The following is a 13,119-nucleotide window of genomic DNA, read 5'->3' on the forward strand; positions in this document are numbered from 1 at the left end:
TAGCTCGTTCTCTTTTTTTGACAAGTCATACAAATTTCGTATTTTACTATTGAACCATCACCATAATTGTTATATAGCGTAATAGGTGGTTTTTCAGATATTATATTTGCTCATCACTTAAGTGAAATTTTCTTTTACTTAGAAATCATAAATGAAAGCAATGATGATCAAGCAATTAATCAATATTTGATATGTCATATATCAGTAGTGTTCCTCCTGGCCACCTACAAAAATTAGGTATTGCCATACAAACGCTTCGAGGGTACGCTAATCGGTTTTTTAAATTAAACATTCATTAAGTCTTGTCTCGCTTGACTATAAGGAGAATGCTTTGGTTCAATCAGAATGCATTTCATGGACAAAATGTACTTCATGGCTAACAAACTTTCTTAGTCGTAGAGGATTGAGACAACCCGATGGTCGCCCGCTTTATGAATATCAAGCGACGAATGAAGAATATGTGGACTTAACGCAGTTACTTCGAGCGGTTAGCCAAACTACAAATATTGTTGATGATAAAGGCTATGCTTCCTGTTTTGTGTTTTTTTGCTCTGAATGGTACCGCAGAGACTATGAGCGGAATTGTGGGTGGACTTGGGAGCCCATTTATAAAAAGCTAGGTACATCGTTAACGGCGACGGAACTAAGGCATATCGTTCCTAAAGGGATGGAGAGTTACTGGATGCGACCAATTCGATTTTATGAATCGGATAGACGTAACTTTCTAGGAACGTTGTTCAGTGAGGGTGGTCTACCTTTTCGTTTACTGAAGGAATCAGATAGTAGTTTTCAAACCGTATTTTCCCGGATCCTTAATAAGTATGAACAAGCTCAGATAGCAGGTTTTTCCATGCTTTCGCTGGTAAGAAACATTATAGAAAGATCTTCGCTTCCAGCTGTTTTTATTGAAGACACATCAGTAGAGCTCATCAGTCATATGGCAGAAAAACTCAGCTCATTGGTACTGATGTATAATCTAAGCGATGATTCTGAACCAGTAGCGCAGCTTGATAAAACGCATCCAAAATGGCGGGATGAATTCCCTATGCCACTTGATGATGAAACAGGCACCCGCTTTCTAAATGGATTGTTACGTACTGCATCTATAGAAACAAAACCCCGTTCAAAAAAAAATAAATGTACCGGTTTTCAGTTCTTTTGGACAGAAAAATCGCCGGATCAAATACGTGCGATAGTTTCGTTACCAGATGAACTCTCTTTTCCAATTATTAGTGAACCTTCAACTACACGATTTGAACTTGCTATTTACGAAGGCATTAACGAAGTTGCAAGCCTTGGTGTAGTCTATGCGTCCCTCGAAAAATCACATGCCAGAATTCGCATCCATAAAATGAATCACGATTTGCCAGACATGCCCCTTCTGCGAGTTTATCGTTAGTTGCTCGGGCAGGCGGAATGAATGTTGGCGCAATAAAACTGGATGATAGCGAAATCGCCATTGGTGAGGTTCCACTTACTTTTGTTGCTGAAGGAGAACGATGGCTATTACAAGGGCAAGCTTCGTGCAATGTTCGTAACAGCGATGTTCTTATTGTTCTACCTCGAGATAAGACAACTGTTTCAGGATATGAAACGACTTTGAATACAATTTCAGTCTTAGGCTTCGAAACACTCTCCGTAAAAGGTTGCCATGAATTAATTATTTCCGGAGATGAAATATATCGTATACGCACTGGGAAAGAACAGACTAACCCTGGTGGGGTTGAGTTTTATGGTAAAAGAGTAAATTGGGTATGCAACCCTACTGAAACATTCCTTGGGGTCCCTAAAGTCACCTCGAAAAATCCTGATGTAAAACATATCCAATTTAAACCTTATTTTAATAGTAAATCAATCGAAGAATGCCAGTTACAAGAGATGATGGGATCTCAATTTGTTTCCGTCAGGAATAGTGATAATGAGACGATACTCCGTCGAAAAATTGGAATATTACCGGCAGACTTTAATGTTGAGATTCACGGTGGCGATCAGGCTAATGAAGGTACCATTGTCATCTCAACGCAACATCCCTGCATGTCTGTCTTAAAAAATAAAACATTCGAGATTGCGCGAAAGCGCGCAGCAGGACGCACCGAGTTATTACTCAAAGCCGAAGGCATCCCTCCCGCCTTTATCTCTCTGGAAATTTATCCTAATTTGGGGGCTGACTCAATTGAATTGACTTTACCTTATCCTGCTAAAGGTTGTTTGGTTTTTGATGCAAATGGAGACCTTCTTGATAAAAATATCACTTTGCATGATTTACTTGGTTCAAGAGCCTACTTGTTTGGTAAAAATGGTGAACCGACTCGATTTTCACTGGAATTACATCTACGCACTATAAATGGTCAACAGGCATGGCATGAATGGTTTTATACGGCAGTAGAACGCCCTATTGAACTCAATTTATACAGTCTAAGAGAACATATTGAAAATTTGCTATCTCTTGAATCAGGAATTGACCAGGTTGTGGATATGCGAATCAGAGGTGCTGGCGTAGCGATGAGCTGGCAGATTCGGCGCTACAAATACAGTTTGCGTTATGATTATGAAAAAGAAGTTCTCACCAGCCAGTCGACAAGCTATCGTGCCGGGCAACTCCCTTCTCCCGTCATCATGTTATTGAGCGAGCCAGAGCGAAAAGCAGTCTCGTTGTCATCGAGGCTAAGTGAGGGTGTACCTGTTGGTGAATATGAACTGAGTTCAATCGTTAGCAAAAACGGGCCTTGGCTAGTAGTCCCAAAGGAAGGTGATGAAATGGCGTTTCGTCCATGCTTCATTCGTGGCGAATCTTCCTTACATGGCGATGAAAGTAGCGTTCGTTCACTTCAGAAAGCCACCCAACTTTTTAATCCCCAGGCAAAAGTGAATACCATAACGCTGGTGCTTGATCAGATGGCTACCGATCCTGCGCACTCCGGTTGGCAGTTTATGCACAGTCTTTATGAACATTTTGGCTATCTTCCGCTGGCTACATTTGAAGTATGGCGAGCACTCGTACAACATCCAAGAGCGCTGGCGATGTCTCTCTTCAAATTTGAAATGTCCGCCGAGTATTTAAACCGCATTGAGAATGAATTCCCTGTTTTTTGGGAGTTTTTCCCTATATTAGAAATCAAATCCGCAGCAGAAACCTTCAAACGATTCCTGACCCAAAAAGGGGCACAAGATGAAGTTTTGGTAACACTGCTGAGTAAGATGTATCGACAATTAGGGATCGTATTTCCAACTTATGCCGATGAAATTGAAAAATGGTTAAGTTATGGGAAATTTCCTCCTCCCATTCCAACATCCTTTGTCCGTGAGTGGTATCAGGAGCTTTTACGCGAACACAGTGAAGCTCGGTGGCCAGAATATGGCTGTAAGCGACTGCATAACTGGATGTCATCACAAACAGATGTAGTGATAGATATTTATCCCGAGGCTGATTATCGCTATTCAGTTGCCTGGTTACCTGTTTTCGCGGCTGCAGTGGCAAGCGGTAAAACTTCCTTTGAAACTGTGTTTGAACACAAACCTGGCGCCGTATTTTTCCTGAGACAAGTCCGGGACTTCGATTCTCGCTGGTTCAAGGCCATATTCCAGTGCAGCCTTCTGCGTTATATTTCAAAAAATAAAAAGGATTAAAGATGACTACACGCTTTTTTTCGTCGCTTATTGAACAATCGTTGTCTCGCTCAACCGAAGCAACGCTCAGTATTATGGGGATCACAAACCCGAACTTACGCAAGCATCTCGCAGAGCAAATGGGTGCCGATTGTGGGAAATCAGGCTCATTTCTTGCCTCACCAGTATTCCAGCAAATGTTTGGCTGGAAAGAGTCAAATTATACAATGCGCAACCTGACCGAAGGTAAGGCATTACTGAGTAAAGCTGTTGTTGATTCACTAGATGATCATAACAACGGTCGTTACCGTTTTGGTGCAGACTGGAAACCCTTCACTCACCAGCTAGCCAGTTGGAAGGCTTTACTGGAAGATAAACATTCGGTAGTGGTGACAAGTGGTACGGGGTCAGGCAAAACGGAATGTTTTATGGTTCCTGTGCTGGAAGACCTCTACAGAGAATTACATGAAAATAGCAACAACCCACTTGTCGGCGTCAGGGCCCTTTTCCTCTACCCCCTCAATGCCCTAATTAATTCACAGCGGGAGCGCCTGGATGCGTGGACACGTGGATTTGGTACTGGGATCCGTTACTGTCTTTATAATGGCAATACAGAAAATCTTCACGCTTCGGTAAAAAGCGAGCAGGCAAAAAGGCCAAATGAAGTGATTTCACGCGAAAAGATGCGTGAAGAACCCGCACCAATTCTGGTAACAAACGGCACGATGCTGGAATATATGATGGTCCGCCAGATTGATGCTCCAATTATTCAACAGTCTAAAGCACAAAAATCATTACGCTGGATAGTACTGGATGAAGCGCATACCTATGTCGGATCGCAGGCCGCTGAATTAGCTCTGCAGTTACGCCGCGTAATGACGGCCTTTGGCGTGACGCCAGACGATGTGCGTTTCGTGGCAACCTCTGCAACTATTGCCGGAAGCGATGCCGAAAAACAACTGAAAAAATTCCTCTCTGAATTATCCGGTATACCGCAGGAGCGCATCGACGTACTGGACGGAAGCCGGGTGATTCCGAAACTGGCATCATGCAAACACGTTTATATTCCTTTAGAAGAAATTGAACAAATCCCTGATACAGACATGAAGGGCGTAAGCCCTGAGCGCTTTGAAGCTCTTACGCATTCACCTGAAGCACATTACTTGCGTGAGATGTTAGTTACTCAGCCGGATCCAATGAAGCTGGATACGATGACGAAGCGGTTGAATACGCTGACCAAGCAGAATTATAGCCAGCAGGAAGTACTTCGCTGGATCGACGTCTGCTCTGGTACACAACCTAATCCTAAAGATCCGGCATTCCTGAAGATAAGAGCGCATATTTTCCAGCGCAATACCCAGGGAGTATGGGCTTGTGTTGATAAAGAGTGCAGACAAAAGCATGGCACTCCGCTGGAAAAGGGCTGGCCCTTTGGTTATGTGTATGTGAATCAACGGCAAAATTGCGAATGCGGGAGCCCGGTCTACGAACTGGCATTCTGCAATGAATGTAACGAACCGCATCTTCTGGCCCGGGATAAAAATGGCAAACTTGTCCAATGGGAAAATAAAGGTGGCGATGAATTCTCTTTGCAGGATGAGGTGAATGTTGAAAACGTCGCTACTGAAGAAAAAGTTGAGAAAGAAAGTAGTTACCGCCCTCCACTTATTATTGCGGCAGAAAAGGCCAGTGAAACTGGTTATATCCTACAGCGACTCGATCGCAAGACTCGTCGTATTGGTGTAGTTAATAATGAAAGTATTGAACTGATTATTAACGATATTGAACAGGTATGTAGTGCCAGTGGCTGCGGCTACAGAGGCACGAGTGGAAAACAACCTTTCCGCCGCGCATTGTTGGGTGGACCGTTTTATGTCACCAATATTGTGCCAACCGTTCTGGAGTATTGTCAGGACTTTGTCAGCGAAGATGGAAAGGAGGGAGTGGGGCCTGATTCACTGCCAGGTAGAGGCCGCCGTCTCATTACCTTCACCGACAGCCGCCAGGGAACAGCGCGCATGGCGGTACGCATGCAGCAAGAAGCTGAACGCAGTCGCTTACGTGGCAGCGTAGTAGAAATATTGGGCTGGCATCAACGAAAACAGACTTCCACCACACCAAATGCCAATACAGATCTTGAAAAGTTAGCAGCGTTGGCAAAACAGGCACGCGAACAGGCCGATGAATTTAGAAGCTGGGGATTACCTGAACAAGCGAAGCTGGCAGAAGTACAGGCCGAGCAGCTTGAACAAGCTTTTCAGGCTGCGACCGGAGGTAACGTAGCGACCATTCTCATTTCCCGAACCTGGACAGAAATAGTTAATGAGCTTAGAGAGAAAGCCGATATTAGCGGCCCTATTCTGCAATATAATCACTATCTGAAGCCTGAAATTTTCAACGAAAACGGCGGGCCGCTGAAGCTATCGGAAATGTTGCTTTTCCGGGAGTTTATGCGTCGTCCTAAACGAACTAACAGCCTGGAAACGCAAGGGCTGGTGCGGGTTGGTTATCAGGGGCTAGAGAAGATTCATAAGATGCCGATGCATTGGCATGAGCAAGGGCTGACGCTGGATGACTGGAAAGATTTTCTTAAGGTTACTCTGGATCTGTACGTACGTGAAAGCAACTTCACACAACTGGACGATGAGTTAAAAAACTGGATTGGTAGTCGTTTTTCGTCAAAATTCGTCCGTAACCCGGAAACAAAAGATCCTGAAGATAATCAGAACAGACGCTGGCCACAAATTCGTAATGGCAATTTGTCCCATCGTTTGGTGAAGTTATTAATGCTTGGTGCGGGATTGAAAAAAGTAAATACGGCGACGATTGATATTATCAATACATGGTTAAAAGAAGCATGGAACCAGCTTACCGGGTCACTTGCCGTACTGAAGCCTGATGGTAACCGTTTCTATTTGCCGAAAGAGCATTTGACCTTCTCTTTAATAACGGATGCCTGGATTTGTCCGGTCACCAATAAAATTCTGGACACTGCTTTTAAAGGGTTAACCCCATATCTACCCACTCACATTTCCTTTGAACAACTCACCCAGACGCAATATGACGCATTTGTCGCGCAAAAGGTCACCATGCCAGAGATCTGGAAGGTGGATCGCTCACAAGAAGACTACGCTCCGGGTTTGGCTAAAGTACGTGACTGGGTCAGCAACGAGCCGCTGATCGCACAATTGCGTTCGGAAAATGTCTGGACGGATATCAACGATCGTGTCGTAGAAGGTGGCTTCTACTACCGCACTGCCGAGCACTCTGCCCAGCAGTCTTCAGAACGCCTGCAAAGCTACGAAAAGATGTTTAAGAACGGGCAGCTTAATGTTCTCAACTGTTCCACCACCATGGAAATGGGGGTTGATATCGGTGGCATTACCGCCGTGGTGATGAACAACGTACCGCCGCATCCGGCAAATTATTTACAGCGAGCCGGGCGAGCCGGACGTAGCAAGGAATCGCGCGCGATATCTTACACATTGTGTAAAGGTAACCCGCACGATCAACAGGTATTTGCCAACCCGCTCTGGCCGTTTGAAACGATGATCCCTGCACCGATGGTGGCGATGAACTCAGCCCGGCTGGTGCAACGCCACGTCAATGCGTTATTGCTCTCTGACTTTTTATGTCACGTTATTGGCGAAACGGACAAAGAAAAAACCAGCCTCGACAGCCTCTGGTTTTTCGGTGATGACGAAGATCAATCAAAATGTGAACGCTTTAAAGTCTGGCTTGAACGCCCCGAGCTTGATATTGACGCGGCGCTGGAAAGGCTGGTAAAAGGCACGGCGCTGCATGGCGCCAGCTCCCACAAATTGCGAGAGAAAACAGTTGATGCGATTACTCTTCTGCAACAGAGATGGCTTTCCGTCTATCGCGATCTTGTTGCACAGGAACGCGAATCGCTGCCGCAAACGCCTTATCGCAAGCGCATAGAACTGGAAAAAAAACGACATTGCGGCGAATATCTACTGCGCGATCTGGCGGCCAGAACCTTCCTTCCCGGATACGGCTTCCCAACGGATGTGGTGACGTTTGATAACTTCACAATGGAAGACTATATTCGCGAAAAATCGCAGAAAAGCCGGGATAAAAAAGATCGCGAAGATAACGTGTCGCGTTATAAAGGGCTCCCCTCCCGCAACCTTGGGGTTGCTATCCGTGAATATGCACCAGGTGCAGAAATTATTCTTGATGGTAGGGTCTTCCGTTCTGCCGGTGTCTCCCTGCACTGGCACAATATTAATGCCGATACGAATGAAGCGCAGCGTCTGGATTGCGCCTGGCGCTGCCACAAATGCGGGACCATCGGCTATGAAGAGGGAATGAGCAGTTCCGGGGTATTATGCTGTACCAACAGCACCTGTGGTGAAAAAATCATCATGGATAATCGCCGTCAGGTGCTGCAGCCTGCCGGGTTTGTAACCGATGCGCATGCGCCGGTGACAAACAACATTGAAACCATGAAATTTATCCCGGTTGTCCCTGCCTGGGTGTTTGTTAAAGCGGAACCCGTACCACTGCCTAACCCGACAATGGGGTATATGACGTCTGGTGCTGATGGTCATGTTTTCCAGCAAAGTCTCGGAGAAGGTGGTCATGGTTACGCATTATGCCTGAGCTGTGGGCGTGCGGAGTCGATGCTGAATGAAAATGATGCACCGAGAAGTATGGAAGCTCACTACCCACCTCGTCCAGGAAAAGCGGACCGCGATAGCCAAAATCAGCGGCTGATTTGCCCCGGTTCGACGGCACTGATGAAAAACGTCACGCTGGGGGCATTAGCACGAACAGATGTATTTGAAATGGTTCTGCGGAAGCCACAAAACGGTGAATACCTCCCGGATAATACAGAAGAAGGTCGGCTTGTCGCCATGACTCTGGCGGTTGCCCTGCGTCAGGCGCTGGCGGGTGTATTGGGTATTTCTGCTGCAGAACTGGGCTACGCTGTGCGTCCGGTCAGGCTGGAAGATGGACAATCGGTATTAGCCGTTCAACTTTACGATGTGATTAGCGGTGGCGCAGGTTTTGCGTCCAGTGCTCCATTACACATTGAGACCATTCTGCTGGGGATGGTGAAACAGCTGGGCTGCAACCATTGTGATACCGCATGCAGTGAATGTTTGCTCGATTCCCAAACCCGCCACGATCATGACCTGCTGGATCGTAAAGCGGCGCTGACCTGGCTTGGGGATGACTTCAGTTTCTACATTGGTTTACCAGATGAAGAGACATTCTCGCTACCAGATGCCCGATATTGCCCGGGACCGATTAGCGATACCCTTCGTCGGGCGATTAACGAGGGAGCTGAAAAACTCACACTGTGGATGAATGGGCCACTCAATGAATGGGATCTTTATGCCCGTCAATTCCGGGCGGCGATTCAGAACTACCGGATTAAAGACAATGTTGCGGTCGACCTTGTCATTCCTGCTGGCGTCGATGATCCGGAGTTGTTGCACGAACTTTCGCAGTTTACTGCTTTGGGCGTGCGTTTGTGTCATAGCGAACAGATTCTGGAATTGCCGATTGTTGCGCAAATCGCCTTTGCCGATCGCATAATGACGCTGGCTTCACGCAGCCAGCAGGCAACTATCCCGGGTCCAGGCTGGCACCTTAATGACGAACTGGTCGTTCGCAGCCTCGGCTATAAAACGGTAAAACTGAACGAGTTTGTTTTGCCGGGGAAAGCAGCGAACGCTGTTGAGCGTGTCAAAGACATAGAGATTCATAAACAGTTAAATGGTGCACTTTCGCAGTTCGGACAACGCTTCTGGGACACGCTGTTTAACAGCCATGAAGAAGCACAATCGCTGATGAAAAACCAGCGAATCACCAGCGTTCACTATACCGATCGCTATCTGCAAAACCCGGTTGCGCTGGCACTGCTGGGGGCGATACTGAAACCGCTAAAAACAAAGCTGACCGATGACGCGGAGCTTGAGCTTGATACTCTGTTTAAGCCCAAGGATCGTCCCGGCAACCGGCCGTTCCATGACTGGATGAGCGATGCGGATTTTCAGGATTTCGCCGACCAGTGGTTTACTGCGGCAATGGGCAGAGCGGTAGAACTGACGGTGTTCGATTCGCCACGTGATATTCCACATCATCGTAAGCTGACGGTGACCTTTGAAGATGGTCAGACGTTGAAGATTCGATTCGACCAGGGAATGGGATACTGGCGTATCGACTTCCCGTATGTATGGCGTAATTTTGACTTTGCCGAAGATGTGACTTATCAGCTAGTAAAACTGGCGCAAGCCTGCCAGGAGGGCAAAGTCCTTAATAGCGAGGAAAGCTGGGCAACGGATGTGCTGATAGAGGTGATGCCGTCTTAATGCATTAGCGCTCCCAATAAGGAATTGGGAGCGCTAAAACGACTCGAGTCAGCGATGGCCGATAACCCCAATTACGCTTTTTTACGCGAGTTTTTTTTACCGCTGCTGGCCGCGCGTTCGGCTTTAATCCTTTCCAGCAGGGCGGCAGCGCTGTTTTCTCCGCTGATAAGACTTGGGTTGTCAGCACGCCACTGGGCGGTAAGCTCGCCGCGGAAGGCCTTCGCCAGGATTGACTGGGTGAGGCTGTTGACGCGGGTCAGGGCGTTGTTGACCTGCTTTTCGATGGTGTCGGCGTAAGCGAAGAGTTGTTCGACGCGGCGGACGATTTCGTGTTGTTCGGGTAAAGGAGGGAGGGCAAAAGGAATATCGTTTAATACAGATAAACTAAGAAAAGGCTGCGCTCCTCCCTTTGTCTGCTCATTGAATATTCTATTTCTTTGAGAATCAAAGAAAATCTTTAGATAAGTTGGTGTTATCAGTTTGGATTTTTTTATTATCGCGATGTTTTTAAAACTGAACTCAATGTCGCTGTCTATTAAAACATTGTTCCCTGTTCCAGCCCCGATGTTAACAACAAGAAGATCACCTACTTCTGGGGCACATTTAAAATAAAGTTCTTTATGGTCTTTTTCTGAAATAAATCTTTCCTCAGAAAAATCGAGCTTACCTTTTGTTAGGTCTTTAGCCATAATGTATGGGTAGCCTTCACTTAACACTTTAGGAGTGTTATGAGCTCCATCTGTTATTTTTAAACTGATATGACCCAGTCTGTACCATTGCCAACTTTTTGGTATCAAAAATGGTATCTTTGCAGGGTATGGTTCTTTCGATAATTTACTGTTTTTTATCTTCTTTTCTATCCGTTCTTTTTCGACAATACCCGCGATTTCTTGAACTAGATTAGTAGGAAAATTATTGCGGTATTCTGATGTTAGCTCACCTGTTATCGCGAGTTTCATCACCGCCTGACGAAAACGTTTCAGGATTTGTGGGATTTGCTCAAGACGTGCCTTGGTACTGTCTACCTGCGCCAGAAGTGTATCGAGTTTTTCGGCGATGATTTTTTGTTCATAGACAGACGCTAACGGTAAATTTAATTTTTTAAGTTTGGAACCATTGACATTTGGCTGCCCAATCCCTGCACTAAACTCCGTTATTTGACTCCAGTACGTAGGCGATCGGAAAAAATAAGAAAGATAATGGCTACTTATTTTTTTGTTACATCTAACTCTTATTAAATAAGATGCAAATACAGTGTTCGATATATCTTCATTAATTAAGAAACTTTTACCAACAGTAGCCCCTGTTCGTGCGAATACAAGATCGCCGTTACAAAGTAAATATTTATCTTTTTGATTATCCTCAATCTTACAAAAGGGTACTGAGTTCCAGTCCACTTTATTATCTTGAATATCGGTTATACGCAGCATTTTAGGACCGATATTTTCAGATGTTGATGAAGCGGTATAACCATAATTAATATCAGTAGCGATCTCATCCAGTTGGGGGCTAACCCACCCCTCCGGAAATTTCCCCGTACTCATTCCTTCACCTCACCAAATTCAGCATTCAGCAACTGACGTTGCTTATCGGCTTCCTCGTCAGCCCCCAGCTCGCGCATCAGCGCATCCAGTTCGCCCAGCGCCTGCACCAGCTCACCCATCGCCTCTGCCGCCAGCACATCCGGCTCCGGCAAGCTGTCGGCGTCGATGCTGTCCTTATCCTTCAGCCAGGAGATATCCAGTGAATCGGATTTCGCCGTGCGGATCCACTCGCGGCTGAACTTGCGCCAGCGGCTGGTGGCCTGGTGCTGATCGGCGTTTTTGTTCTCTTCACTGTCAGCGACTTCGCTCTCTTCAGCGTTAAAGCTCCACTCACCCTCGGTACGCGGGCTTAAGCCGTGCGGATCTTCACCGTAGACGGTTTCAAACGGCTGCAGATGCTGCTCGGTAAACGGCGTGCGCTTGCCGAAGCTCGGCATATTGGTCCGCAGGTCATACACCCACACGTCGTCGGTGCAGTTTTTATCCTGATTCGGATTGGCTACCGTGCCTTTGGTAAAGAACAGCACGTTGGTTTTGACGCCCTGAGCGTAAAAGATGCCGGTCGGCAGACGCAGGATGGTGTGCAGATGGCATTTGTCCATCAGGTCGCGACGAATATCCGTGCCCTTACCACCTTCAAACAGGACATTATCCGGCACGACTACCGCCGCACGGCCGCCGGGGCGCAGTGTTTCGATAATATGCTGCATAAAGCACAGCTGTTTGTTGCTGGTGGGGTGCACGAAGGTGCGGGTAATGTTGGTGCCCGCGGCGCTGCCAAACGGTGGGTTGGTGGCGACGATATCGGCCTGCGGTAAATTCTCGCCGTCGCTGCCCAGCGTGTTGCCCAGACGGATGGCGCCGCCGTGGTCGAGGTTGCCTTCAATATCGTGCAGCAGACAGTTCATCAGCGCCAGACGACGGGTGCCGGGCACCAGTTCGAGGCCGATAAACGCGCGGTGGATCTGGAAATCCTGGGTGTCGCCATCAAGGTCATCCAGATCGTTAGTCTGTGATTTCACGTAACGGTCGGCTTCAATCAAAAAGCCTGCGGTCCCGGCGGCCGGATCCTGCACCACTTCACGCGGCTGCGGCTTCAGCAGATGGATAATGCTTTTGATCAGCGGACGCGGGGTGAAGTACTGACCCGCGCCGGATTTGGTTTCGTTGGCGTTCTTTTGCAGCAGCCCTTCGTACATATCGCCGAAGTCGTCGCGGGACTTCCCGTGATTGCCATTGTACCAGTCCAGTGCATCCATATAGCTGACCAGCTCAGTCAGCTGTTTGGGCTGCTCAATGGTGGTGCTGACATTATGGAACACCGACTGCACCAGCTTTTTCTCATCAGCGCCTAACTGGACCAGCAGGTTACGGTAGAACTGCATCTGATCCTGGCCAATGCGCGATTTCAGGTCATCCCAGCGGTAGCCTTCCGGCAGGTAGTCTGCTTCCTGACCGGTCTCTTTGCACATTTTCAAAAACAGAAGCGAGGCGAGTTCATTGACGTAGTTTTGATAGGAGACGCCGCCGTCGCGCAGGTTGTCGCACAATTTCCACAGCTTGGCGACCAGATCGTTATTGTTCATTGAAGATCCCATGTAAAACAGCGGCCCTTATCGGGGCCG

The 13,119-nt window shown here is 47.2% G+C and carries 3 protein-coding genes and 1 pseudogene; 2 read left to right on the forward strand and 2 right to left on the reverse strand.

The features are described from left to right. Positions 1 to 403 precede the first annotated feature (403 nt). Both SK62_RS18290 and SK62_RS18295 read left to right on the forward strand, forming a co-directional pair. Positions 404 to 3,627: pseudogene (locus tag SK62_RS18290) on the forward strand (STY4851/ECs_5259 family protein). A gap of 2 nt (positions 3,628 to 3,629) precedes the next feature. Continuing rightward, positions 3,630 to 9,950 (forward strand): DEAD/DEAH box helicase, encoded by a 6,321-nt coding sequence (locus SK62_RS18295; RefSeq protein WP_047718341.1) that lies wholly within the window; start codon positions 3,630 to 3,632, stop codon positions 9,948 to 9,950. A 71-nt stretch (positions 9,951 to 10,021) separates the two neighbouring features. Here the strand turns inward: SK62_RS18295 and SK62_RS18300 are convergent, their stop codons facing one another. Next, on the reverse strand, positions 10,022 to 11,494 hold the full coding sequence (locus SK62_RS18300; RefSeq protein WP_047718339.1) for a restriction endonuclease subunit S: 1,473 nt from the start codon (positions 11,492 to 11,494) through the stop codon (positions 10,022 to 10,024). Beyond that, positions 11,491 to 13,080, reverse strand: coding sequence for an N-6 DNA methylase (locus SK62_RS18305; protein ID WP_047718338.1), 1,590 nt, complete (start codon positions 13,078 to 13,080; stop codon positions 11,491 to 11,493). Before SK62_RS18305 ends, SK62_RS18300 begins: the two co-directional genes overlap by 4 nt. Between the last annotated feature and the right edge of the window lie 39 nt (positions 13,081 to 13,119).

Source organism: Enterobacter sp. BIDMC109 (genome assembly GCF_001037885.1).
GTDB lineage: Bacteria > Pseudomonadota > Gammaproteobacteria > Enterobacterales > Enterobacteriaceae > Enterobacter > Enterobacter hormaechei_C.